This is a genomic window from Actinomadura fibrosa (genome assembly GCF_900659615.1).
Lineage (GTDB): Bacteria > Actinomycetota > Actinomycetes > Streptosporangiales > Streptosporangiaceae > Spirillospora > Spirillospora fibrosa.
In genome coordinates this window covers 1-25,620 of sequence record NZ_CAACUY010000090.1, presented here as the reverse complement: position 1 = coordinate 25,620, position 25,620 = coordinate 1, and the positions used below count along the sequence as shown (strand labels likewise).

The 25,620-nt window shown below is 72.2% G+C and carries 18 protein-coding genes; 12 read left to right on the top strand and 6 right to left on the bottom strand.

All coding sequences use genetic code 11. The features are described 5' to 3' along the window. Positions 1–65 precede the first annotated feature (65 nt). Positions 66–473, top strand: a complete 408-nt coding sequence (panD, locus tag E1300_RS26520; protein ID WP_131759789.1) for an aspartate 1-decarboxylase — start codon at positions 66–68, stop codon at positions 471–473. Then, positions 470–2,050 carry a (2,3-dihydroxybenzoyl)adenylate synthase gene (locus tag E1300_RS26515; protein ID WP_131759788.1) on the top strand — a complete coding sequence of 527 codons (1,581 nt, stop codon included), beginning with the start codon at positions 470–472 and terminating at the stop codon, positions 2,048–2,050. Before panD ends, E1300_RS26515 begins: the two co-directional genes overlap by 4 nt. Here the strand turns inward: E1300_RS26515 and E1300_RS54040 are convergent. Continuing rightward, positions 2,027–2,230, bottom strand: a complete 204-nt coding sequence (locus tag E1300_RS54040) for a DUF397 domain-containing protein (RefSeq protein ID WP_131759787.1) — start codon at positions 2,228–2,230, stop codon at positions 2,027–2,029. The genes E1300_RS26515 and E1300_RS54040 overlap by 24 nt on opposite strands. A gap of 165 nt (positions 2,231–2,395) precedes the next feature. Here E1300_RS54040 and E1300_RS50360 point away from each other — a divergent pair, with 165 nt between their 5' ends. From E1300_RS50360 to E1300_RS54035, 4 genes are read left to right on the top strand one after another with little or no spacing between them, the layout of a single operon-like run. Further along, on the top strand, positions 2,396–2,809 hold the full coding sequence (locus tag E1300_RS50360) for a hypothetical protein (RefSeq protein ID WP_165503010.1): 414 nt from the start codon (positions 2,396–2,398) through the stop codon (positions 2,807–2,809). Between the two features lie 8 nt (positions 2,810–2,817). Then, on the top strand, positions 2,818–4,242 hold the full coding sequence (gene fxsT, locus E1300_RS26505; protein ID WP_165503009.1) for an FxSxx-COOH system tetratricopeptide repeat protein: 1,425 nt from the start codon (positions 2,818–2,820) through the stop codon (positions 4,240–4,242). Then, positions 4,179–4,901, top strand: coding sequence for a tetratricopeptide repeat protein (locus E1300_RS26500; protein ID WP_131759785.1), 723 nt, complete (start codon positions 4,179–4,181; stop codon positions 4,899–4,901). Before fxsT ends, E1300_RS26500 begins: the two co-directional genes overlap by 64 nt. A gap of 7 nt (positions 4,902–4,908) precedes the next feature. Further along, positions 4,909–5,082 carry a DUF397 domain-containing protein gene (locus E1300_RS54035; protein WP_131759784.1) on the top strand — a complete coding sequence of 58 codons (174 nt, stop codon included), beginning with the start codon at positions 4,909–4,911 and terminating at the stop codon, positions 5,080–5,082. Here the strand turns inward: E1300_RS54035 and E1300_RS26490 are convergent. Continuing rightward, complete coding sequence (locus tag E1300_RS26490; RefSeq protein WP_131759783.1) at positions 5,079–5,786, bottom strand: SAM-dependent methyltransferase; 708 nt, start codon at positions 5,784–5,786, stop codon at positions 5,079–5,081. The genes E1300_RS54035 and E1300_RS26490 overlap by 4 nt on opposite strands. Further along, positions 5,765–6,157 carry an ATP-binding protein gene (locus E1300_RS26485; RefSeq protein ID WP_131759782.1) on the bottom strand — a complete coding sequence of 131 codons (393 nt, stop codon included), beginning with the start codon at positions 6,155–6,157 and terminating at the stop codon, positions 5,765–5,767. The genes E1300_RS26490 and E1300_RS26485 overlap by 22 nt, the downstream gene beginning before the upstream one ends. A 148-nt stretch (positions 6,158–6,305) precedes the next feature. On the opposite strand from E1300_RS26485, the gene E1300_RS26480 reads away from it, so the two are divergent. Both E1300_RS26480 and E1300_RS26475 read left to right on the top strand, forming a co-directional pair. Beyond that, positions 6,306–7,169 (top strand): helix-turn-helix domain-containing protein, encoded by an 864-nt coding sequence (locus E1300_RS26480; protein WP_131759781.1) that lies wholly within the window; start codon positions 6,306–6,308, stop codon positions 7,167–7,169. Next, positions 7,138–7,389 carry a DUF397 domain-containing protein gene (locus tag E1300_RS26475; RefSeq protein ID WP_306440677.1) on the top strand — a complete coding sequence of 84 codons (252 nt, stop codon included), beginning with the start codon at positions 7,138–7,140 and terminating at the stop codon, positions 7,387–7,389. The genes E1300_RS26480 and E1300_RS26475 overlap by 32 nt, the downstream gene beginning before the upstream one ends. A 99-nt stretch (positions 7,390–7,488) precedes the next feature. Here E1300_RS26475 and E1300_RS26470 read toward each other — a convergent pair whose 3' ends face one another. Continuing rightward, a complete protein-coding gene (locus tag E1300_RS26470; RefSeq protein WP_242619409.1) occupies positions 7,489–8,799 on the bottom strand; it encodes a salicylate synthase in 1,311 nt (436 codons plus the stop codon). A 125-nt stretch (positions 8,800–8,924) separates the two neighbouring features. Here E1300_RS26470 and E1300_RS26465 point away from each other — a divergent pair, with 125 nt between their 5' ends. The 4 genes from E1300_RS26465 to E1300_RS26450 all read left to right on the top strand — a co-directional run bounded on the left by E1300_RS26465 (position 8,925) and on the right by E1300_RS26450 (position 23,529). Further along, entirely contained in the window at positions 8,925–20,894 is an 11,970-nt protein-coding gene (locus tag E1300_RS26465; protein ID WP_131759779.1) for a non-ribosomal peptide synthetase, read from the top strand. Positions 20,895–21,003: 109 nt separating this feature from the next. After that, positions 21,004–22,023: an iron-siderophore ABC transporter substrate-binding protein gene (locus tag E1300_RS26460; RefSeq protein WP_207399965.1), complete on the top strand. Its 1,020-nt coding sequence runs from the start codon at positions 21,004–21,006 to the stop codon at positions 22,021–22,023. Positions 22,024–22,051: 28 nt separating this feature from the next. After that, the gene (locus tag E1300_RS26455) at positions 22,052–23,332 is read left to right on the top strand and encodes a lysine N(6)-hydroxylase/L-ornithine N(5)-oxygenase family protein (RefSeq protein ID WP_131759778.1); all 1,281 of its coding nucleotides are present in this window, start codon (positions 22,052–22,054) and stop codon (positions 23,330–23,332) included. After that, positions 23,332–23,529, top strand: coding sequence for an MbtH family protein (locus E1300_RS26450; RefSeq protein WP_278045387.1), 198 nt, complete (start codon positions 23,332–23,334; stop codon positions 23,527–23,529). Before E1300_RS26455 ends, E1300_RS26450 begins: the two co-directional genes overlap by 1 nt. A gap of 49 nt (positions 23,530–23,578) precedes the next feature. On the opposite strand, the gene E1300_RS26445 is transcribed toward E1300_RS26450, so the two are convergent. Both E1300_RS26445 and E1300_RS26440 read right to left on the bottom strand, forming a co-directional pair. Continuing rightward, complete coding sequence (locus E1300_RS26445) at positions 23,579–24,448, bottom strand: CE1 family esterase (RefSeq protein WP_165503008.1); 870 nt, start codon at positions 24,446–24,448, stop codon at positions 23,579–23,581. A 255-nt stretch (positions 24,449–24,703) separates the two neighbouring features. Further along, a partial coding sequence (locus E1300_RS26440; protein ID WP_131759776.1) for a WD40 repeat domain-containing protein occupies positions 24,704–25,620 on the bottom strand: 917 nt, incomplete at its 5' end.

The following is a 25,620-nucleotide window of genomic DNA, read 5'->3' as shown; positions in this document are numbered from 1 at the left end:
CTGCCGGGGGAGTAGCTAAGGTAAGCCTAGCCTTAGTTGGTCTTGAGAAAGAGGGCGGAACCCCGGTGCAGCGCATACTGATGAACGGAAAGATCCACCGTGCGACCGTGACGCAGGCGGACCTGCACTACGTGGGCTCGCTGACGATCGACGCCGACCTGATGGAGGCGGCGGGCATCGTCGAGGGCGAGCAGGTCCACGTCGTCGACATCACCAACGGCGCCCGCCTGGTCACCTACGCCATCACCGGCGAGGCCGGCAGCGGCGTCATCGGCATCAACGGCGCCGCCGCGCGCCAGGTCCAGCCCGGCGACCTCGTCATCATCATCACCTACGTCTCGCTCGACGACGCGGAGCTGCGCGCTTTCGAGCCGCGCGTGGTCCACGTGGACGGCGCGAACCGCATCGTCGCCCTCGGCTCCGACCCGGCCGAGCCGGTCCCCGGCGCCCCCGCCCAGCTCGCCGGCCGATGACCGCCGACGGCTTCACCCCCTGGCCCGCCGACCTCGCGGCGCGCTACGAGGCAGAGGGCTATTGGAAGGACGCATTGCTCGGCGACGTCCTGCGCGGCGACCCGTCCCGCACCGCACTGGTCGCGGGCTCCGAACGCCTCACCTACGCCGACCTCGACCGCCGCGCCGACCGGACCGCCGCGGGCTTCCTGCGCCTCGGCGTCCGCCGCGGCGACCGCGTCGTCGTCCAACTCGCGAACTCCGCCGGCTTCGTCGTGACGTTCCTCGCCCTGGTGCGGATCGGCGCCGCACCCGTCCTCGCGCTGCCCGCCCACCGCGAAAGCGAGATCCGCTACCTCTGCGAACTCGCCGAAGCACGCGCCTACGTCTGCGCGGACCGCGACGGCGACTTCGACTACCGCGCGATGGCCCGCACCCTCCCGGTCGAACACGTCGTCGTGGAGGGCGACGCGCAGGAGTTCACGCCCCTGGCCTCGCTCGACATCGACCCGGTCGACGTTCCTGAGCGCCCGGCCCCGTCCGATATCGGCGTCCTCCTCCTCTCAGGCGGCACGACCGGCCTGCCGAAACTGATCCCCCGGACGCACCGCGACTACGTCTACAACCTGGAGGCCAGCGCCGAAGTCTGCGGCTTCACCTCGGAGACCGTCTACCTGGTGGTGCTGCCCGCCGCGCACAACTTCGCCCTCGCCTGCCCCGGCATCCTCGGCGTGTTCGCGACCGGCGGCACCGTCGTCCTCGCCCCCTCCGGTTCGCCGGACGAGGCGTTCCCGCTGATCGAACGCGAGCGCGCCACCGTCTGCGCGGTCGTCCCCCCGATCGCCCTCCTCTGGCTCGACGCGGTCTCCTGGTCGGACGAGGACCTGTCGTCCCTCGAACTCCTCCAGGTCGGCGGCGCCAAGTTCGCCGCCGAGCGCGCCGCCGAGGTTCCGAAGGTCCTGGGTTGCGCCGTCCAGCAGGTGTTCGGGATGGCCGAGGGCCTGCTGAACTACACGCGCCTGGACGACCCGTCCGACCTGGTCGAGCAGACGCAGGGCCGTCCGCTCTCGCCCGCCGACGAAGTCCAAGTGGTCGACGGCAATGGCACCCCGGTCCCGCCCGGCGAGGTCGGCGAACTCCTCACCCGCGGCCCGTACACGCTGCGTGGCTACTACCGCGCACCGGAACACAACCGGCGAGCCTTCACCCCGGACGGCTTCTACCGGACGGGCGACCTCGTCCGCCAACTCCCGTCCGGCCACCTCATCGTCGAGGGCCGCGAGAAGGACCAGATCAACCGAGGCGGCGACAAGGTCTCCGCCGAGGAACTGGAGAACCACCTCCTGGCCCACCCGGCGATCCACGACGCGGCCGTAGTAGGCATCCCCGACGAGGTAATGGGCGAACGCACCTGCGCGTTCCTAGTGATCCGCGAGCAGGCCGACCCCCCAACCCTGAAAGACCTGAAGGACTTCCTCCGCACCCGAGGCCTAGCCGCCTACAAATGGCCCGACCGCCTAGAACAGGTGGACACCTTCCCCAGAACCCCAGTAGGCAAGATCAGCAAGAAGGCCCTAGCAGCGACCCTCACCCCCTGACGGCGCCTGCTTCAGCCGTGCGAGCAAGGCGCGCCATTGAGGCGGCGAAAGGCGTATCCGTGGGCCCGCTGCGTTCTTTGAGTCCCTCAAGAGTACGCTGCGGGCCGCAACGGCGGCTTCCACGCAGTCGCACCCCTGACCGGATCTCGTGCTTTTTCTCCAAGCCAGAGCGTTAGGCATCGCGACCGTCCGAACGGTTTTTGAGGAGGTGGCATCCCAAGCTTCTCAGACATCACCCGTGGGTGTCCTGGACACAAGCGGCCAGCAAGGGTCATGACGGTCCGCGAACGTTCGGGTTAGCCTGGATCCGGCGTGCGGAGCGCGTCGGCGAGGGAAGGTGAGCCCATGCTCGCGGAGCTGGCCATGGCGGCCGCCGGAGCGCTCGGTGGAGCGGTGGCGACCGATTCCTGGGAGCAGATCAAGAACGGTGCCGTTCGCCTCTTCCGCAAGGGAGGAACGCCGGCCGGCATGGTCGAGGGCTGGTTCGCCGATGCGGAGACGATCGCGGCAGCGGACGCCGGTGAAGCCGCGATGACCCTGTTTTGTGCACAGTGGAGCGAGCGTTTCGAAGATCTGTTGCGAGCACGTTCCGACCTCGCCCCCGATGTCAGCGGCTTCACCGAATGGGCGATGACCGAGACGGCGCGTGCGACGCAGCGGGCCGGGACCGTGCAGCATGTGAAGGGCTTCGATCACACTCAGCAGGCGGTGCTGGGAACCGGGGTGCAGCACAACACGTTCCACTCGGTCGAAGACTGACTCCGGCCATGGGCGATCCCGAGCGGAAGGCTCCCGCGCGGACCCAGTCGATCGTCGGCAGGGAGGGGGCGCAGCAGGCAATCCTCGGAGACGGCGTACAAGTCAACCTGTACGCCTCTGGCGCGGGAACGGAAGCGGCTGACCGACCCGCGCGGGTCTGGAACCTCGACGCTCGGAATCCGCTCTTCACCGGACGATCGGCACTCCTGATGCAGATAGCCGAGAGCCTCGGCACCGGGCGCGCGACCGTCATCCAGGCGCTCAGTGGTATGGGCGGTGTGGGGAAAACACAGCTCGCCCTCGAATACGCCCACCGCCACGCCGCAGATCACGACGTGACCTGGTGGGTCAATGCCGAGCGTGACGATCTCATCGACGCCCAGCTCCACACGCTCGCCGTCACTCTCGGCATCGTCAGGCCGGACGCCGGATCCGCGCCGGCCATCAGCGCCGTGCGCGGGTGGCTGAACGAGCACGGCAGGTGGCTGATCGTTTTCGACAACGCCGTCAGCGCGGAACAATTGCGCGGGCGGTTGCCGAGTGGTCCGGGGCACGTCCTCATCACGACGCGCAGCAGGCGTTGGAAAGAGCTCGCCAATCCGATCGACGTGGACGTGCTCGACCGGGATGAGGCCGTCCGCCTCCTCCAGGGGCACAGTCCGGCACTGGGTGACCCAGAGGCCGGGCGGCTCGCCAGCGTCCTGGGCGACCTGCCACTTGCCCTCGTGCAGGCTGCGAACTTCCTGGACGAGTCCGGAACCAGCGCCCAGGACTACCTGGCACTACTGAAGGGACACGCGCAGGAACTGATGGACTCGGGAAGGTCGGCGTCCTACCCGTCCACCTTCGCCGCAGCGATGGCCATTTCATGTGACGATCTGGAGGCGGCGGATCCGCTCGCGGCCGAGATGCTCAAGCTGTGCTCCTTCATGGCACCGGAGGCGATCCCGATCGAGGTGCTGACCGGTAGGGTCTCGCCCTCGGACGAGGGGGACGGCGTGCCCGATCCCGTGGCGGCCCGCCGCAGCCTCGGAAGGATCACCGAGTACGGGCTGGCGAGGATCGAGCGGGACGGTCTCCGCGTGCATCGCTTGACCAGTTCGTTCATCCGCGGTCGCCTCGAACCCGTCGGCGCCTCGGCCATCGTCGTGGTTCTGCAGGAAGCGCTGGCGAGGGCCCATCCGGGCGAGGCTACCGATCCGCGGTCATGGACAACGTGGGCACTGCTCATGCCACATCTCCTGGTCGCTGAGCCGATCACCTCTGAGAATCCCTCCTTCCGCAAGATGATCCGCGAGGCCGCGTTCTATCTGATAGCGATGGGACAAACGCGGCTCGCGGAGGAGTGGCTCGGCGAACTGGTGGAAGGATGTCCGGTCTGCTGGGCCCCGACCACCCCGACGCCTTGGCGGCGAAGCATCTCCTCGCGCTAGCGTTGCGTCACCGGGGGAGACCGGACGAGGCGCGACGGCTCAACGAGGACACGCTCGTCCGTCGCAGGCGGATCTTCGGTGCGGATGCCACCGCCACGCTGTCCACGGCCAACAACCTCGGGAAGGACCTTCTCGCCCTCGGGCTCGCCGAAGAGGCTCGCACGATCCTTGCGGACACCATGGAGCGCCGCCGTGCGGTTCAGGGAGCCGACCATCTAGAGGCGCTGAACGCGGCGCACAATCTGGCGAGTTCGCTCCACATGCTCGGACGTTTCTCGGAGGCACGGGAACTCAACGCTCACGTTCTGGCGCGCAGGACCGCCATCTTCGGCGCCCGTCACTTCCACACTCTGTACTCGATGAACAATCTGGCCGAGGATCTGCTCGCGCTCGGCCTGTCAGACGAGGCCGTGGCGTTGTTCAAAGAGGCGTACGACGGCAGATGCGACGTCATGGGTGTGGACCACCCCGAGACGCTTGAATCCGGCAGCGGCTTGGCGCGGGCTCTCTATCTGTCAGGCCAGGTAGCAGCGGGCGAATCACTCAACGCCGACGTGCTCGCCCGCCGGACAAGAGTCCTCGGGGAATCGCACCCGGATACGCGGAAGTCCCTCTGCAACCTCTCATTCGCGGGCAGGCCGTATCGAAGAGAAGGGTGATAGCGATATGCGATGGCAGAAGAGTACTCGTTGCGATGCCAAAGAATCTTGCGTGGAAGTGGCTGTATCCGAAGCGAGCGTCCTGCTCCGTGACAGTACGAGACCCGACACAGTGCTGAGGCTCTCGCGCGGCGGCTGGTCGAGATTTCTCCGGAGCCACAGGGCCGAGCGTTCAAGTTAGCCTCCGGCTTCGAGCTGCTTCCGGCCGACAAAGTCGAAGATGCGCCGCTGCGGCAGGGACGGTGTCTCGGTGCCGGTGTATCGATGAGTTCCCACCGCCGCGACGTCACTCGGCGGCGTGAGGTCGATCAAGTCGAAGCCCTCCTCGTCGAACCATCCGTTGATACTCGGAACGAGATCGGGCTCGCCCCGGCGGCACGTCCAGACGACCTCGGCGCCTGGACGGCAGAGACAAGGGAGGCACCGTACCGCCCGATGGACGTCGGTGCTTCGCAGGTTGCTGAACAGGCCGGAGAGGAGCACGAAGTCCGCCGGCAACATGCCGACGTACGACGAAATCTCTCCCGCGTCGGTGATGTGGACCCGCACGTTCCCGAGCCCGAGACTGGACGTGTTCTCTTCCGCCACTCGTCCATTGCGGGCATCGCTCTCCAGCATATGGACCTCGACGAAGCCGCCCCGCGGATGCGAGGCCAGTGCCGGAAGGAGTTCCGCGCCCTGCCCCGCGCAGATGCTGACGAGTCGTAGCGGACGCTGAGGCGCCCGATCCAAGAAGTCGTGCACGCGCGCCCGTATGACTGCGAGCCGCCTCACCGTGTCCGGATCAGGAGTCTTATAGATCTCGTGCCACTCGTACCAGTCCGTCGCCTCCGCCAGTGGGGACGGAGCGGTCGACTGGCCGCTTACCTCGGCAGCCTCGCCCATACGATTTTCCCTCCTTCGAGCAGCGGCCGCGTCCCCCATGCGCTGACGAGCACGGACATCAGCAGCAGGCCCCGTCCGCATTCGGCGGCGAGGTCGTCGGGCGGGATGGCCGGGAGTCGATCGCCGCGCTCGTCCCACACCTGGATGACGGGCGCCCCGTCGTCGCAGAGGACGTGCGCCACCAGCATGTCGCCTCCCACGTGCTTGTGGACGTTGGTCACCAACTCCGTGATCACGAGCCGTCCGACGTAGTCGTCGCCAAGATCGCGCTCGCGGAACACCTCGGTCAGGAACGCCCGAGCGAGCCGTGGCGCCCGGGCGCTGGGCGCGATCGCGAGCGTGCCGCGCGTTTCGAGAACTGCCGCTGTCATCAGATCACTCGTCCTCGTGAGGGGCGCCGGACGCCGTAACCGCCTGTGCGCCGTGCGTGAAGCTGGCATGCTGGGGCCGTCGCATCCACGCCGGGTGGCTGCATCAGTAATTTACTGATGCAGATTGCTGATCACAAGGAGAAGTCACATGCCTACGCACAGTGCTCCAACGGTCAAGCGCCGTCGCCTCGCTGCGGAGCTCCGGCGGCACAGGGATGCGTCGGGTCTCACGCTGGACCAGGTCGCCGAACGGCTGGAGTGGTCCAACGCCAAGATCAGCCGTATCGAGAACGCCCGCGTCAGCGTCCTGCCGCGCGACGTCAAGTTCTTGCTGGGTGTCTATGGCGTCGATGGGGAGACTCGGGACTTCCTGGTCACTCTGGCCCGTGAGGCGCGGCAGAAGGGCTGGTGGCACTCCTACGGTGACGCGATCCCCGAGTGGTTCGAGGTCTATGTCGGGCTGGAGTCCGATGCGACCTCGATCCACAGCTACGAGGCTGAGCACGTGCCCGGTCCACTCCAGACCGAGGACTACGCGCGTGCGGTCTTTCACGGTTTCCTCTTCGGGGACGAGGAAGAGATCGAGAAGCGTGTCGCTGTGCGCATGGCTCGTCGGGAGCGGCTCGTCGCTTCCGGCACTCCGAAGTTCTGGGTTGTCGTGAACGAGGCGGTTCTGCGACGAGTCGTTGGGGGACCGGACGTCATGCGAGTCCAACTCGAGTACCTCGCCGAAGTCGCTCGGTCTCCGCATGTGACGCTGCAAGTGCTGCCGTTCAGCGCGGGTGCGCATCCAGCCATGAGCGGTTCCTTCGTCATCCTCCAGTTTCCGGAGCCGACGGATCCGCACGTCGTGTACCTAGAGGCGCAGACTGGAGGGCTCTATCTTGAGAAGAAGCCCGAGATAGAACGATATTCGCTGGCGTTCGACCACTTGCGAGCGGCGGCGCTGCATCCGGACGACTCGCGCGCGCTCATCTCGCGTGTGGCCGGCGAGTTGGCACGTAGTACGTGACCTGGACGAGGAGGTGCGGATAGTGCACGAGTTCGATTTGTCCCAGGCTGCCTGGCGCAAGAGCAGTCGTAGCAACGGTGCTGGTGGCAACTGTGTTGAGGTCGCTGGGGTGGACGCTGTGGTTGCCGTTCGGGACTCTAAGGATCCTGAGGGGCCCGTGCTGGTGATGTCGCGGCGTGCTTGGGGTGCGTTCGTCCGCGCCTCGGTTCGGGAGGCTTGATGCGGGGCGTCCTCGGTTCGGTGTGACCCGGGCTTGCGTCGGCGTCTCCGAGGGGACGGTGTGCTGTCTTTTGGGGCAGCGCACCGTCCCCTTGGTGGGTTAGGGGAGGGGGACTACGTGGGGGGCTATGCTCGACAGCTTTTCGCAGGTCTCCTCGTACTCGCGGTCTGGGGTTGAGCCGCTGACTATGCCTGCGCCGGCGCGGAGCCAGGCTTGGCCGTCCTGGTTGTAGAGGGCGCGTAGGACGAGTGCCGAGTCGAACGCGCCGTCGTGGGAGAGGGTGACGACCGCGCCTGCGTACAGGCCGCGGGGTTCTTCGAGGCGGCCGATGGCCTCGATCGCCTCGGTCTTGGGGATGCCTGAGGCGGTCACGCCGGGGAACAGGGCGTCGAGGGCGTCCCAAGCGGAACGTTCCGAAGCAAGGGTGCCGCTGACGCTGGAGCCCAGGTGCTGGACGCTGCCGCGTTCCTTGACGGTCATGAAGTCGGTGACCTGGACGGTGCCGGGCGTGCAGACGCCGTACAGTTCGTCCTGCGAGGTGCGGACGGAGACGGCGTGCTCGAAGATCTCCTTGGGGTCGGTCTCCAGCTCGCGGCGGACGCGGGCGTCGGCGTCGGAGCCGAGGCCGAACGCGCGGGTGCCGGCGAGGGGCTGGGTCATGACGCGGCCGTCGGGGTCCACGCTCGCGAGGACCTCGGGGCTGAAGCCGGTCGACTGGAAGCCGCCGAGGTCGAGCAGGAACGAGCGGGCCGGGGTGTTCGCGCGGCGTCCGCGGACGTAGGTGGAGACGACGTCGACCGGGAACGGGACGTCGAGGCGGCGGGAGACGATGACCTTCTGGTAGAGGCCGTCGTGGATCTCCTGGACGGCCTGGGCGACGCGCGTCCGGTACACCTCGCCGCCGACGCGGACGTCCACCGGGGACGGGATGCCGGAGGGCAGTGTGTCGGACTTGGCGAGGAGCTTCGCGACCTGCTCGGTCTCGATGGGGTCCACGCCGGTGACGTGCGCGCGGCCGTCCTCGACGCGGACCTCGGTGCGCGGGACGACCAGGTGCGCGAGGCGTCCGGCGGGGCGTGGCGCGGCGAACTCGAACGCGATCCAGCCGTAGGCGTTCCAGACCGGGAGCGGTGCGGCGGCGAACGCGTCGCGCAGCGCGTCGGCGGGGCGGCCTGACCAGGGGCGGGCGGACGGCGGGGAGCCGGGCCAGCGGGTGTGGACGGCGCCGGCGTCGAGGACCACCTCGCCGAGCGCGCCCCCGGCGAAGGTGTACGAGCCCGGGCGCTCGTAGACGACGTAGTCGTCGAACAGGCCCGAGCCGGCGAGCCGGGCCATCAGGGCGAGGGGGTCCGAGGCGGACTCGACCACCAGCTCCGTGGGCTCTTCATCAGTGCGCAGACCGAAGGACAAGGCAGCCAACTCCCTTTCGCGGACGAACGTCCCGGTTAACTTAGGTAAGGCTAACCTTGTGCGATTTTCGTAGGCAAGGCTAACCTAACCCGCGGTGGCTGAAGCCGACAACGAAAGAGTTGAGCGTGCGGGAACAGACGACGGCGGCACGGCGGCGCGAGCTCATGCGGCGGATGATGGCGGAGGCCGGACTCGGCCCGGACGCCGCGAGGCTCGCTCCACGCGGAGGCGACGGGCCGGCGCCCCTGTCGTACGCGCAGCAGAGCATGTGGCTGCATCACCGGACCTTCCCGCGGAGCGCGGCGTACAACGTGTGCCTGCTCGTGCGGATGTCGGGCCGCCTCGACACCGAGGCGCTGCGGGACGCGTTGCGCGCGCTCATCCGGCGGCACGCGATCCTGCGCACGACCTACACGGAGGACGGCGACGCGCGTCCCGTGCAGGTCGTGAGCGACGACGACTCGCTGGACCTGCCGCCGATCGACTGTGACGATCCCGACACGCGCGCGGCCGAGCTGGCGGCGACGCCGTTCGATCTGCGCAAGGAGCGGTCCATCCGGCTGGAGCTGCTGCGGCTGGGCGTGGACGAGCACGCGCTGGTGCTGGTCGTCCACCACATCGCGTGGGACGGCATGACGTGGGGGTCGCTGTCGCACGACCTGTCGGCGCTCTACCGCGCGGCGGTCACAGGGCGGCCGGACGGGCTGCCCGCGCTCGCGGTCCAGTACGCCGACTTCGCGGAGTGGGAGCAGGGGCGGCCCGTCGACGAGGAGGACCTCGCCTACTGGCGCGGGCGTCTCGACCCGCCGCCTCCGCCTCTCGACTTGCCCGCCGACCATCCGCGCGGTCCCGTCGCGTCGGAGCGGGGCGGGCGCAGGGCGCGCACCTTCGACGACGCGGTGACCCAGGGGATGCGGCGCCTTGCCGCCGAGGAGAACCTCACCCCGTACATGGTGATGCTCGCCGGGTACGCGACGCTGCTGCACCGGTACACGGGCGCGGACGATGTGGCGATCGGGTCCGCGGTGATGAACCGCGAGCACGCAGAGGTCCAAAGGCTCGTCGGCAACTTCGGCAACACGCTGGTGCTGCGGACGGACCTCTCGGGTGCGCCGACGTTCCGCGAGGTCCTGCGCCGGGTCGGCGCGACGGCGGCGGAGGGGTTCGCGCACCAGTCCGTCCCGTATGACAGGTTGGTGCAGGAGCTGCGGCCGGCGCGCGCGCAGGGCCGGTCGGCGTTCTTCGACACGATGCTGCTGTTCCTGGCGCAGGAGATCGGCGAGCTGGACCTGCCCGGCATCGACTCGACGTGGACGCACGTCCACAACGGGACGACGCACTTCGACCTGTCGCTGGAGGCGTTCGTCCGGCGGCAGGGGATGACGGTCGAGGCGACGTTCCGGCGCGAGCTGTTCGACGACGAGCGGATCGACGCGCTGCTCGGGCACCTGGAGACGCTGCTCGGCGACGCCCTCGCCGACCCGGACCGGCCCATCGGGCTGCTCGGCCTCATGGGCGCGGACGAGGCGGCGCGGCTCGCGGCGGCCAACGACACCGCCGTCGCGAACCCGGAGACGGACGCGGTCGCGCTGTTCGCCGAGCAGGCCGCCCGCACGCCGGATGCGCCCGCCGTCGAGACCGAGGCGGGCGAAACGCTGACCTACGCCGAGCTGGACCGCCGGTCCGGCGTGCTCGCCGGGACGCTGCGCGACCGCGGCGCCGGGCCGGACGCCGTCGTCGCGCTCGCGCTGCCGCGCACCGCCGACCTGGTGACCGCGCTGCTGGCGGTCCTCAAGGCGGGCGCCGCCTACCTGCCGCTCGACCTGGACCATCCCGAAGAGCGCATCGCCTACATGCTCAAGGACGCGGACGCGCGCTGTGTCGTCGCTACTTCGCAGACCGCCGGGCGGCTGCCGCAGGGCACCGACGTCCAGGTGATCGATAAGTACGAAGGCCACATTTCGGACGCGCGGACGCCCGTCGCGCCCGGCCACCTTTCCTACGTCATCTACACCTCCGGCTCGACCGGGCGGCCGAAGGGCGTCGGGCTTCCGCACGGCGCGCTGGCGAACCTGCTGCTCGACATGCGTGCCAGGCACCCGATCGGCCCGGGCGACCGGTGGGCCGCCGTCACCACGATCGCGTTCGACATCGCGACGCTTGAGGTGCTGCTTCCGCTGATCAGCGGCGCGACGGTCGTCCTCGCGACGCGGGAGACCGTCCGGGACCCCCGGGCGCTCGCCCGGCTGCTCGGCCGCGGCGTCACCCATCTCCAGGGGACGCCGTCGCTGCTCGGCTCGCTGGATCCGGCCGCGTTCGACGGTCTGCGGATCATTACGGGCGGCGAGGCGCTGCCGCCCGCGCTCGCGGACGCGATGGCGGCGCGGGCGCGGAGCGTCGCCAATCAGTACGGCCCGACCGAGACGACGATCTACGCGACCGCTGCGGTGCTGCCGGAGAGCGGTATCGGCCGGCCGGTGCGGAACACGCAGGCGCGGATCCTGGACGCGTCGCTGCGGCCCGTCCCGGCGGGTGTGCCTGGTGAGCTCTATCTGGCGGGTGCGCAGCTCGCCCGGGGTTATGTCGGACGTCCCGACCTGACCGCGGAGCGGTTCGTCGCCGACCCGTACGGGCCGCCCGGAACCCGCATGTACCGGACGGGCGACCTCGCGCGCTGGAACCGGGACGGCGGCATCGAGTACCTCGGCCGCACCGACGACCAGGTGAAGATCCGCGGGTTCCGCATCGAGCCCGCCGAGGCGCAGGCCGTGCTTGCCGCGCGGCCGGGCGTCGCCCAGGCCGCCGTGGTGGTCCGCGAGGACCGTCCCGGTGAGCCGCGCCTCGTCGGCTACTACGTTCCCGCCGAGAAGGCCCCCTCGCCGGACGGGCTGCGCGACGCCCTCGCCCGCGAGCTGCCCGACTACCTCGTGCCGAGCGCGTTGGTCGCGCTGGAGGCGCTGCCGCGCACCGTCAACGGCAAGCTCGACCGTCGCGCGTTGCCCGCGCCCGGCAACCGCGCGGACGGGCGGGCCCCACGGAACGCGCGCGAGGCCGCGCTGTGCCGGGTGTTCGCCGAGATCCTCGGGTTCGAGCGGGTCGGTGTGGACGACGACTTCTTCGCGCTCGGCGGCCACTCGCTGCTCGCCGCGAAGCTCGCCGCGCGGGTCCGGACGGTGCTGGACGCCGAGCTGTCCATCGCGGACGTGTTCGAGGCGCCGACCGTCGCCGCGCTCGCGCCGCGGCTGACGAAGCGGCATGGCCTGCGTGTGCGCGACGTGACCCGCCCGGAGATCGTCCCCGCGTCCGCCGCGCAGCGCGGCATGTGGCTGGAGGAGCGGCTGCGCGGCTCGTCCGCGTCGTACACGCTGCCGTTCGGGTTGCGGCTGCGCGGCCCGGTGGACGCGGAGGCCCTGCGCGCCGCGTTCGGCGACGTCGTCGCGCGGCACGAGGCGCTGCGGACGCTGCTGGTCGAGGGGCCGGACGGCCTGCCCGTCCAGCGGATCCTCGGCCCGGAGCAGCCCGTGGCGTTCGACGTGGTCGACGCGCGCGGCGAGACGGACGAGCGGCGCGCCGCGATCGAGCGGGACGCCGCCGCGCACGTCTTCGACATCGGCGCCGACCTGCCGATCCGCGGCACGCTCGTCCGGACGCGCGAGGAGGAGTGGTCGCTGATCCTGCTGCTGCACCACGCCGCCGCGGACGAGTGGTCGTTCACGCCGCTGCTCGCCGACCTGGCCCGCGCCTACGAGGCTCGCCGCGCCGGGGAGGCGCCCGGCTGGGACCCGCTGCCTGTCCAGTACGCCGAGTACGCGGCGTGGCAGCGCGAGGCGCCGAGCCCGGCCGCGCAGCTCGGCCACTGGGAGCGGACCCTGTCGGGGCTGCCCGAGGAGACCGTCCTGCCGCTGGACCGGCCGCGGCCGGCGGAGGCGAGCCACCGGGGCGGGCTCGTGCCGTTCCGGCTGCCCGCCGCGGGCGCGCGGAGGCTGGCCCGCGAGACCGGCACGAGCGTGTTCATGGTGCTGCACGCCGCCGTCGCCGCGCTGCTCCAGCGGTCCGGCGCGGGCGACGACGTCGCGCTCGGCTCGCCGATCGCGGGCCGCGCCGACGAGGACCTCGCCGGGCTGGTCGGCGTGTTCGTCAACCTGCTGGTCCTGCGCACCGACCTGTCCGGCGACCCGACGTTCGCCGAGCTGCTCGACCGGGTGCGGAGCGCCGACCTGGACGCGTTCTCGCACGCCGGCGTCCCGTTCGAGCGGGTCGTGGAGCGGCTCGCGCCGGAGCGGTCGCTCGCGCGAGGCCCGCTGTTCCAGGTGATGATCGTCCACCAGCGGCTGGACGACGTGCGGCTCGCGCTGCCCGGCGTGCGCGCCGAGCCGTTCCTGCCCGCGACCGGCGGCGTCAAGTTCGACCTGGACCTGTACTTCGCCGAGGGCGACGACGAGGTGGAGGGCTTCGCGGCGTACGCGGCGGACCTGTTCGACGCGTCCACGATCGAGAACCTCCTCGGCGGGCTCGGCGCGCTGCTCGACCAGGTCACAGCCGACCCGGACCGTCGGCTGTCCAGCCTCGGCGCGCCGGTCGAGCACCCCGACACCGCGCGGGACTTCCCGGTGCGGACGGTCGCCGCCCTCATCGAGGAGCAGGCCGCCCGCACGCCGGACGCGACCGCGCTCATCTTCGGTGACACCTCCCTTACTTACGCGGAACTGGATCGTCGCGCCGAGCAACTCGCCGACCGGCTCGCCGCCGCCGGGGCCGGTCCGGAGCGGGTGGTCGCGCTCGCGCTGCCCCGCTCGGACGTGTTCGCCGTCGCGCTGCTCGCCGTCCTCAAGACCGGCGCCGCCTACCTGCCGATCGACCTCGGCTACCCGCGGGCCCGCGTGGACGCGATGCTGGACGCCGTCCGCCCGCTGCTCGTCCTCGGCCGGGACGAGCCGCCCGCGACCGCGCCGCCCCGCGCACGGCCGGACATCCGCCCGGACCACACCGCCTATGTCATCTTCACGTCGGGTTCCACCGGGACGCCGAAGGCCGTCGCGGGCACCCAGCGCGGCCTGGCGAACCGTCTCGCCTGGGGCGTGGACCTCGCCGCGCCCGGCGTGCGGGTCGCGAAGAGCTCGCCCGCGTTCATCGACGGCACCACCGAACTGCTCGGCGGCCTCGCCGCCGGGGACACCGTCGTGATCGCCGACGACGCCACCGCCACGGACGCGGTCGCGCTCGCGGAGTTCGTCGAGCGGCACCGCGCCGGGCTCGTCACGCTGGTGCCGAGCCTGCTGGCCGCGCTCGCCGAGAACGGGCTGCCGCCGTCCGTCACGACCTGGATCAGCAGTGGCGAGGCGCTGCCGCCGGCGCTCGCGGAGAAGATCCCCGCGCGGCTCGTCAACCTGTACGGGTGCTCCGAGGCGGCGGGCGACAGCCTGATCGCCGAGGTCGGGACGGACGCCGGGGGATTGGTGCCGATCGCCAACACCCGCGCCCACGTCCTGGACGGCGCGCTCCGCGAGGTGCCGGTCGGCGAGCTGTACCTCGCGGGCGACGGGCTCGCCCGCGGCTACCTCGGCGACCCCGCGCGGACCGCCGAGCGGTTCGTCGCGAACCCGTTCGGCCCGCCCGGCTCGCGCCTGTACCGGACGGGCGACCGCGTCCGCCGCCGCCCCGACGGGAGCCTGGAGTTCCTCGGCCGCGCCGACGACCAGATCAAGATCCGGGGCTTCCGGATCGAGCCCGGCGAGGTCGAGGCGGCCCTCGCCGCGCAGCCGGGCGTGCGCCGCGCCGCCGTTGCCGCGCACGGCTCCCGCCTCGTCGGCTACATCGTCGGCGACGCTGAGATCGGCGCCCTTCAGGACAGGCTCCGCGACAGTCTGCCCGACTACCTCGTCCCCGCCGAGATCGTCGTGCTGGACGAGCTGCCGCTCAACCCGAACGGGAAGGTCGACCGGCGGGCGCTGCCCGAGCCGGGGCGGCAGGCCGCCGGACGGGCGCCCGCGACCGAGCCGGAGCGCGTCCTCGCGCGGCTCGCCGCGGCCGTCCTCGACCGGCCGGAGATCGGCGCCGACGACGACTTCTTCCGCACCGGCGGCGACAGCATCAGCGCGGCCCTGCTGGTGGCCCGCGCGCGCCGCGCCGGCCTGTCGTTCACCGTCCGCGACGTCTTCCGCCTGCGGACGGTCGAGGCGCTCGCCAAGGCCGCCGCTCCGCAGGAGGAGGCGCGGCCCGTCCCGGTGGCGGACGACGCGTCCGGCGAGCTGCTGCTGTCGCCGCTCCAGGAGGGCCTGCTCTTCCATCTGATGATGGCGGGCGAGGGCCGCGACATCTACGTCCAGCAGGCCGTGGTGTCGCTGTCCGGGCCGGTCGACCCCGAGCGGATGGCGGGCGCGGTGCGCGGCGTCCTGGAGAAGTTCCCGAACCTGCGGGCCGGGTTCCGCACGGATGGCGACCGCGCGGTGCAGTTCGTCCCGGACGAGTTCGACGTGCCGTGGACCTACGCCGAGCTGCCCGGCCCGGAGGCGGTGGAGGCGTTCGCCGACGCGCAGCGCGCCGAGCCGTTCGACCCGGCCGCGCCGCCGCTGATCCGCTTCGCCCTCGCCACGGTGGGGGAGGACGACCACCGCCTGATCCTCACCTCGGAGCTCATCCTCCTGGACGGCTGGTCGGGCGGGCTCCTGGTCACCTCGCTGCTCGACTTCTACACCGATCCCGCCGCCGAGGCCGCCCGGCCGGTCGCGCCGTTCCGCGCGTTCCTGGACTGGGTGAACGGCCGCGACCGGGGCGCCGCCGTGGACGCCTGGCGCCGCGCGCTCGACGGTTTCGACGAGCCGTCCCTCGTCCGGCCCGGCCTGGTCGGCAAGGCCGCCGACCTGACCGCCGCGGGGGAGGTGCACCGCGCGCTGCCCGAGGGGCTCGCCGCGCGCCTCGACGCGGTCGCGCGCGAGCACGGCGTCACGCCCGGCACGCTGTTCGAGACCGCGTGGGGCCTCGTCCTGATGGGCCTGACCGGGCGGGACGACGTCGTCTTCGGCGCGTCGGTGTCCGGCCGCCACCCGGACGTGGACGGCGTCGAGTCGATGGTCGGCCTGCTGTTCAACACGATCCCGGTGCGGGTGCAGGCGGGTCCGGCCGACCCGCTGACCGCCGTGCTCGAACGCGTCCAGGCCGCGCAGTCGGAGCTGTTCGACCACTCGTTCGTCGCGCTCGCGGACGTGCAGCGCGCGACCGGGCTCGGCACCCTGTTCGACACGCTGTTCGTGTTCCAGAACTTCCCCGGCATGCCGACCGGCCGCGGTTTCGGCCCGGACGGGCGGCTGCGGGCGACGGGCCGCGAGGTCCGCGACGCGACGCACTACCCGGTCACGATGGTCGTGGACCCGGGTTCGGGGCTCCGCGTCATGTACCGGGGGGACGCGTTCACCGAGGCCGACGCCGAGCGGATCACCGACCGGTACGTCCAGGTGCTGCGGCGCCTCGCCGACGAGCCCGCGACGCCGTGCCACCGGCTCGACCTGCTCGTCCCGGAGGAGCACGCGAGGCTGCGCCGCGACTGGGACGAGGCCGAGCGGCCCGTGCCCGAGCTGACCGTCGCCGAACTGCTCGCCGAGCGCGCGGCCGCGCAGCCGGACGACCTCGCGCTCGTGTCGCTGCCCGACATCCGCCTCACCTACGGCGAGCTGAACGCCGAGGTGAACCGGCTCGCGCGGCTGCTCATCGCGAACGGCGCCGGTCCGGAGCGGGTCGTGGCGCTGGCGCTGCCGCGTTCGGCGCAGATGGTCGTCGCGCTGTTCGCGGTGCTGCGCACCGGCGCCGCCTACCTGCCGCTCGAACTCGACTACCCGGCCGACCGGCTCGACTACATGCTCCGGGACGCGGCGCCCGCCTGCCTGGTCTCCCACCGCGACATCGCCGCCGGGCTCACCCACACCGGCACCGTTCTCGCGCTGGACGACCCGGACACCGCGCGGTCGCTCGCCGCTCTCCCCGGGGGCGACCTCGCCCCCGGGGAGACGCCCGGCTTCGCGCCCGGCACGCCCGGCCGCCTCGACCACCCCGCCTACGTGATCTACACGTCGGGGTCCACGGGCCGTCCCAAGGGCGTCGTGACGCCGTACCGCGGCCTCACGAACATGCAGTTCAACCACCGCGCGAACATCTTCGACCCGGTGGTCGCGTCCGCCGGGCGGCGGCTGCGTATCGCGCACACCGTGTCGTTCTCCTTCGACATGTCGTGGGAGGAGCTGCTCTGGCTCATCGAGGGCCACGAGGTGCACGTCTGCGACGAGGACCTGCGCCGCGACGCCGAGGCGCTCACCGCCTACCTCCAAGAGCACGGCATCGACGTCATCAACGTGACGCCCACCTACGCGCAGCAGCTCCTCGACGAAGGGCTGCTGGACGGCGCGCACCGGCCGCCGCTCGTGCTGCTCGGCGGCGAGGCCGTCCCGACGTCGGTGTGGGAGCGGCTCGCGCAGGCCGACGGCGTCCTCGGCTACAACCTCTACGGGCCGACCGAGTACACGATCAACACGCTCGGCGGCGGCACCGAGGACAGCGCGACGCCGACCGTCGGCAAGCCGATCTGGAACACCCGCGGGTACGTCCTCGACGGGTGGCTGCGGCCCGTCCCGCCGGGCGCGCCCGGCGAGCTGTACATCGCGGGCGCCGGGCTGGCGCGCGGCTACCTCGGCCGCCCCGACCTGACCGCGGAGCGGTTCGTCGCCGACCCCTTCGGCGGCGGCCGCATGTACCGGACGGGCGACCTCGTCCGGGTCCGCGAGGACGGCAACATCGACTTCCTCGGCCGCACCGACGACCAGGTGAAGATCCGCGGCTACCGGGTCGAGCTGGAGGAGATCGAGACGGCGCTCACCGCCGAGCCCGGCGTCGGGCAGGCCGCCGTCATCGCCGCCGACACCGAGGTGCCGGGCGTGAAGCGGCTCATCGGCTACGTCGTCCCGGACGGCCGGCGCGAGGGCGCCGCCGACGAGCAGATCGCGGAGTGGCGGCAGATCTACGACGCCGAGTACACCGAGGTCGGCACCGTCGTCCACGCCGAGGAGTTCGCGGGCTGGGACAGCAGCTACGACGGCGCGCCGATCCCGCTCGACGACATGCGCGAGTGGCGGGAGACGACCGTCGAGCGGATCCGGGCGCTGGAGCCGCGGCGCGTCCTGGAGATCGGCGTCGGCGCCGGGCTGATCCTCACGAGGATCGCGCCCGACGCCGAGGAGTACTGGGGCACCGACTTCTCCGCGCCGGTCATCGAGAAGCTGCAAGCCGATCTCGGGCCGGACTCGACCGTGCGGCTGAGCTGCCGCCCGGCGCACGACACCGAGGGCCTGCCCGAGGAGTACTTCGACACCATCGTCATCAACTCCGTCGTGCAGTACTTCCCCGGCGCCGGATACCTGGAGGAGGTCGTCGCCAAGGCGATGCGGCTGCTCGTCCCGGGCGGCGCGCTGTTCGTCGGCGACGTCCGCGACCTCCGCACGGTGCGGTACCTGCACGCCGCGATCCAGCTCGGCCGCGGTGGCGGCGACCTGGACGCCGTGGAACGCGCCGTCCGCATGGAGAAGGAGCTGCTGCTCGACCCCGCGTTCTTCGCGGCGCTCGACGGACCCGCGCGGGTCGACCTGCTCGCCAAGCGCGGCACCCGCCACAACGAGCTGACCCGGCACCGCTACGACGCGGTCCTCTGGAAGGACGGACCGGACCTGCCGCCCGTCCCGGACACCAAGGTCGTGGAATGGTCCGGCCTGGACGACCTGAAGCGGCGCCCGGCCGGTCCGCTGCGGGTGCGCGGCATCCCCGACCCCCGGCTGTCCGGCGAGGTCGCGGCCCTGCGGGCGCTGCGCGACGGCGCGTCCCCGGACGAGGCCCGCGCGGCGCTGGCGGCACCGCCCGAGGGGATCGAACCGGAGACGCTGTACGCGCTCGACCCGGACGTGGTGCTCACCCCGTGCGACGAGCCCGGACGCTACGACGCGGTCTTCGGCGGCGGCGCCGCGCACCTGCCCGCCGCGCCCGGACGCGCGCCCGCGTCCTACGCCAACGACCCGGTGGCCGCGCGCGACCTCGGCATCCTCGCCGCGCGGGTGAGGGAGGGCCTGAAGCGGCGGCTGCCCGGCTACATGGTCCCGAGCGCGATCCTGACGCTGGACGCGCTGCCGCTGACCGTGAACGGCAAGCTCGACCGGCGCGCCCTGCCCGACCCCGGGCAGGGCGGCCCGCGCCGCGCGGGACGGCCGCCGCGCACCCCCGTCGAACGGCTGCTGTGCACGCTGTTCGCCGAGGTGCTGGACGCGCCCGGCGCCGGGATCGACGACGACTTCTTCGAGCTCGGCGGGCACTCGCTGCTCGCGACCCGGCTCGTCGGCCGGGCCCGCGCCGTGCTCGGCGCCGAGCTGGCGATCCGTGACCTGTTCGAGGCGCCGACGGTCGCCGAGCTGGCCGAGCGCGTCCACCGCAACGCCGGCGCGGGCACCGCGCCCCGGCCCGTCCTCGGGCCCCGGGAACGGCCCGAGCGCATCCCGCTGTCGTTCGCGCAGCGCCGCCTGTGGCTGCTCGACCAGCTCCTGCGCGAGGACGACGGCCCGCGCGGCGCCTACCACCTGCCGCTCGCGGTACGGCTGCGCGGCGACCTCGACCGCGCGGCGCTGGAGGCGGCGATCGCCGACGTCACCGCGCGGCACGAGAGCCTGCGGACGGTGTTCGCCGAGCACGACGGCACCCCGTACCAGCGGATCCTGCCGCCCGAGGAGGCCCGCCCGGCGCTGGAGGTCGCGCCGGGCACGCCGGAGGAGTTCATCGCCCGGCCGTTCGACCTGAGCGCCGACCTGCCGCTGCGCGTCGCGGTGTTCCCCGAGGGGGAGCGCGAGCACCTGCTGCTCGCCGTCTTCCACCACATCGCGTTCGACGAGTGGTCGTTCGGCCCGTTCGCGCGGGACGTCGCCGAGGCGTACACGGCCCGGCTGGACGGGCGGGCCCCGGCGTGGGAGCCGCCGCCCGTCCAGTACGCCGACCACGCGCTGTGGCAGCGGGAGCTGCTCGGCGACCCGCTCGACCCGGGCAGCGTCCACGCCCGGCAGCTCGACCACTGGGCGCGGGCGCTCGCCGGCATCCCGGAGGAGATCCCGCTGCCGGTGGACCGGCCGCGGCCCGGCACGGTCGGGCAGCGCGGCGCGACGCTCACCGCGGACTTGCCCGCCGGGCTCACCGGGCGGCTGCGCCGCGTCGCCCGCGACGCCGGGGCCAGCATGTTCATGGTGTGCCAGGCGGCCGTGGCGGCGCTGCTGCACCGCACCGGCGCGGGCGACGACATCCCGCTCGGCAGCCCCGTCGCGGGCCGGACGGAGGAGGCCGCGGGCGACCTCGTCGGGTTCTTCGTCAACACGCTCGTGCTGCGCGCGGACGTGTCCGGGGCGCCGACCTTCGCCGAGCTGCTCGGCCGCGTTCGCGAGGCCGACCTCGCGGGCCTCGCCCACCAGGACCTGCCGTTCGAGGCCGTCGTCGAGGCGCTGCGCCCGCGCCGAGTGCCGGGCCGCAACCCGCTGTTCCAGGTGATGGTCGGCTACGAGAACCAGGGCGTCGGCGACGTGCGGTTCCCCGGCCTGGAGCAGCGCGAGGCGCTGTTCGGGCCGGGCGCCGCGAAGTTCGACCTCGACTTCATCTTCCGCGAGGACGCCGCGTCCGGCGACCTGCGCCTCATCGTCGACTACTCGGCCGACCTGTTCGACGCGACGACGGTGGAGGCGCTCGCGGACGGGCTCGTCGCGCTGCTGGAGACCGTCGCCGACGACCCCGGCACGGACGTCGCCGCGCTGCCCTCGGTGCTCACCGCCCGGACCGTCACGCAGGAGCGGAGCGGGACGCCGGCGCGGCGCGGAGACGACCGCGAGGCGCTGCTGTGCCGCATCTTCGCCGAGGAGCTGGGCGTCCCCGAGGTCGGCCCGGACGACGACTTCTTCGACCTCGGCGGCCACTCGCTGCTCGCCATGAAACTCGTCCGGCGGATCCGGAGGGAGCCCGGCTGCGCGTCCCTGAAGATCGCGACCCTGATGGCGGCGCCGACCGTCGCGGGGTTGCTCGACCGGCTGGAGTGAGTGTCCTCATAGCGCCCGATGACCCCCGCCCTCTTGTGTGGTTAGGTTTGCCTAACCTAATGTTCGTGATCAGATACCCCGGCAGAACCTGGAAGGACACCGGTCCTCTATGCGCACCCTGATGCGGCGCCTGGCCGCCACCAGCGCCCTGACCCTGGGCCTCGGCCTGGCGGCCGTCGCCTGCGGCGGCGACGACGAGCCCTCCGCCGGAGCGGAGGGCGGCGCGGCCGGGGCGTTCCCGGTCAGCATCACCCACAAGCTCGGCACCACCACGATCAAGTCCGCGCCGAAGCGCATCGTCGCGCTCGGCGAGGTCGACCAGGACACCCTGCTCGCGCTCGGCGTCCAGCCGGTCGGCATGGCCGAGCTCACCGGCGTCCAGTCCGACGGCCTCGCGCCGTGGAGCGCGCCGAAGCTCACGGGCGCGAAGCCGAAGCTGCTCAAGGCCGGCGAGGCCGGGTTCAACCTGGAGGAGATCGCCGCGCTGCGGCCCGACCTCGTCCTCGCGGGCGGCGACTTCACCATCGACAAGGAGTACGGCAAGCTCTCCAAGCTCGCCCCGACCGTCGCCTACCAGACCGGCCCCGCCGAGGACACCTGGCAGGCCATCGCCAAGCAGACCGCGAAGGCCGTGGGCAAGGCCGCCGAGGGCGACAGGCTCGTCGCCGACGTCGAGGCGAAGATCGCCTCGGTGAAGACCGCGCACCCCGAGCTGAACGGCAAGACGTTCGCGTTCACCAGCGTGTTCCCGTCCGGGAACATCGGCGTGATGAAGTCCCCCGAGGACACCAGCGTCAAGCTGCTCAGCGAGTTCGGGATGGTGCTGCCCGAGTCGCTGAAGAAGCTGCCCGGTGAGGGCTTCGCCGCCGAGCTCAGCATGGAGAAGGTCTCCGTCCTGAACACCGACGTCCTGCTCAGCCACTACAACGACGACCCCGCCACGCAGAGGAAGTTCGAGGGCAACAAGCTCTTCTCCGGCCTGGACGTCGTGAAGCGCGGCTCCTACGTGCCGCTCGACCTGAAGTCCTTCTGGCCGCTGCGCACCCCCACGCCGCTGGCCGTCCCCTACGTCGTCGACCAGGTCGTCCCGAAGATCGCGAAGGCCGCGAGCGCGGCCAAGCCCGCCTGACCGCGCCCCCGCGAGAGTGGAGAAGCACATGCAGACCGCCGTCCATGACGTCGTGGGCATCGGGTTCGGCCCCTCCAACCTGGCGCTCGCCGTCGCCCTGGAGGAGGAGCACGGCGCGGGCATGGACGCGGTGTTCTTCGAGAAGCAGCCCGCGTTCGGCTGGCACCGCGGCATGCTGATCGACGGCGCCACCATGCAGGTCCACTTCCTCAAGGACCTCGTGACGATGCGGAACCCGTCCAGCCGCTACTCGTTCCTGTCGTACCTGCACGCCAAGGACCGGCTGATCGACTTCGTCAACCACAAGACGATGTTCCCGACGCGGCTGGAGTTCCACGACTACCTCGAATGGACGGCGGCGTCGTTCGCCGACCGCGTCCGCTACGGCTCCGAGGTCGTCGCGCTGCGGCCGCACGACGCCGAGACGCTGGAGGTGCTCGTCCGGCGCGACGACGAGCTGGAGTCCCACTTCGCCCGCAACGTCGTCATCGCCGCGGGGCTCGAACCCGTCCTGCCGGAGGGCGTGCAGCACGGCGAGCGGATCTGGCACACCGAGGACCTGCTCACCCGCCTCGCGGAGCGCCCCGGCTGGAACCCCGAGCGGCTCGTCGTCGTCGGCGCGGGCCAGAGCGCCGCTGAGGCCGTCGAGCACCTGCACCGGACGCTGCCCGCCACCGAGGTGTGCGCGGTGTTCGCCCGGTACGGGTACTCGCCCGCCGACGACAGCTCGTTCGCCAACCGCATCTTCGACCCGCAGGCCGTGGACCACTACTACGCGGCGCCGGAGGAGGTGAAGCGGCTGCTCTTCGACTACTCGCGCAACACCAACTACTCCGTCGTGGACCTCGACCTCATCGACGAGCTGTACCGGCGCTCCTACGCAGAGAAGGTCGCGGGCGCCGAACGGCTCCGCATCCTCAACGCCTCGCGGATCCTGGACGTCCGGGACGGCGACGACGGCGTCCGGCTGCGGATCGGCTTCCTGCCGACCGGCGAGACCACCGACCTCGCCGCCGACGCCGTCGTCTACGCCACCGGCTACCGCGAGCGCGACCCCCTCCACCTGCTCGGCGAGGTCGGCCTGCACTGCCGCACCGGCCCCGACGGGCGCGTGGTCGTCGAGCGCGACTACCGCGTCGCCACCGAGCCCGAGTGCGCCTGGGGCGTCTACCTCCAGGGCGCCACCGAGCACAGCCACGGCATCGCCTCGTCGCTGCTGTCGATGACGGCCGTCCGCACCGGCGAGATCGTCCAGTCGATGGCCCGGCACCGCGCCGGGCGCCCGGCCCGCGTCACCCAGGAGGCATAGTGACCAACCCGTTCGACGACCAGGACGGCACCTTCCTCGTCCTCGTCAACGACGAGGGCCAGCACTCGCTCTGGCCCGCGTTCGCCGACGTCCCCGCTGGCTGGACGGTCGCGTTCGGCCCCGCGCCGCGCCCGGACTGCGTCGCCCACGTCAACGCGAACTGGACCGACATCCGCCCGCGGAGCCTGAGCGCCTGACCCGGGACCCCGCCCGGGACGCGCACCCGCGCGCCCCGGGCGTCCCCGCTCAGGCGCCGGGCACGGACGGGCGGGCGTCGAAGAACGACGCCATCAGCGACGTCGCGTAGTCGGGCCACTCGTGCCCGCCGTGCTGCTTCGTGCACAGCGCGACCTGGACGGGCCCGGGACCGGTGCCGACGCAGTCGTCCGGCCCGTCCGCCACCGGCCACGACAGCGCCGGCAGCTTGTCGACCCACCGCCAGAACTCCATCAGCAGCTGCACGGCGATGAACGGGAAGTGCACGTCCGCGTCCATGTTGCCGCCGCCCGTGTACGGGACGGACGGATCCCACGTCCCGTGGAAGGCGAGCACCGACACCGGCTTCTTCGGCGCGCACCCGATGGCGAGCGCGCCCGACACCACCGCGATCCCAGCGATCTTGTCGGAGCGCTCGCACGCGTACCGGTAGGCCATCCCGCCGCCGTTGGAGAACCCGGTCAGGAACACCCGGGACGGATCGGCGACGCCCTGCCGCACCAGCGTGTCGATGAGCTTGTCGAGGAAGGCGACGTCGTCGACGCCGCCCCAGCGGGCGAACCAGCAGCAGGCCCCGGCGTTCCAGGTGCCGAGGAGCCCCTCCGGATAGGCGACGGCGTACCTGCCGCTGTCGGCGAGTGCGTCGAGGCCGCTCTGCCGCTCCACGTACGCCGGGTCGTTGAGGCCGCCGTGCAGGGCGACGATCAGCGGGAGCGGCCCGGCGGCCCGGCGGTTCTGCGGCGTGCGCAGCAGGTACGGGCGATCCCAGTCGCCCATCGCGATCGTGTGCTCGGACGTTTCGGGAGCGTCCTGGAACGCTCCGGCGGGCAGGGGGTGGGCGAGCAGCGCCAGGATCGTCAGGACCACGGCCGCCGTCGCCGCCCGCGCGGCGATCTTCATGCCGGATTTGTAACCCCCCGGCCGGGCGCGCCGATAGGCAGCGGCCCGCATAAAAGATCACCGCCTTTTGGCGGACGGTGCGTAGAGCGGAGGCGCGCTCCGGCGGCGGACCGGAACCGGCTCCGGTCCGTCGCCGGCCCCTGACGATCCGCTGCTCCGCGAGGCCCGCCGCCCGCTTCCGAGGCGCTCGGCGGCAACGGTCCAAGGCGGAACCGAGGGCGCGAAGGCCCGGATGCGAGGGCCGGCGCGAAGCCCTCAGGGCGCGAGGGTCCAGAGGCGGACGGTGCCGTCGTAGCCGCCGCTCGCGAGCGTCCGGCCGTCCCGGGTGAACGCGAGCGCCGACACCGTCCCGCGGTGCCCGGTCAGCGTCGCCGTCCGGACCCGCCGCGCCGCGTCCCACAGGACGACGGCGTTCCCGGACGCGGTCGCGAGCGTCCGGCCGTCCGGGCTGAACGCCACCGCGTTGACGCTCCGGTCGAGACGGACGGCCCCGATCCTGCGGCGGGCCGCGCAGTCCCACAGCGTGACGGTGCCGTCGTCGCCGCCGACCGCGACGATCCGCCCGGACGGGTCGAACGCCATCGTCCGCACCAGCGACGTGACGCCGCCGAGCGCGGCGCCCCGCGGCGCGGCCTTCGCCGCCCACATGCGCAGCCTGTCGGCGCTCGCGTACGCCAGCCAGCCGAGCCTGCTGAACGCGGCGCTGTACTGCGTCTCCGCGGCGCCGCCGAGCGTCCGCACCCGCGCGCGGCGCGCGACGTCCCAGAGCTGGACGTCGTCGGTCCCGGCGGAGGCGAGCCGGCGGCCGTCCGGGCTGAAGGCGAGCGACCCGATCGTGCCCTGGTCCGGCGCGATCGTCGCCGTCCTCCGGCGCGCCGCCGTGTTCCAGAGGATGATCTCCCGGTCGTAGCCGCCGGTGGCGAGCGTCCGGCCGTCGGGGCTGAACGCCGACGCGAACACCGCGTAGCCGTGGCCGCGGAGGGTGGCGACGGGCGTCCGGCCCGGCAGCCGCCACAGCCGGACGGCGCGGTCCTCGCCCGCCGCCGCGAGCAGCGTCCCGGACGCGTTCACCGAGACCGTGTAGACCTCGTCCACCGCGGGGAGCACGGCGGCGAGCCGCGGGCCGGCGGAAGGCGGGGCCCCGGCAGCCCGGCCCGCCGCGCCGGGCGGGG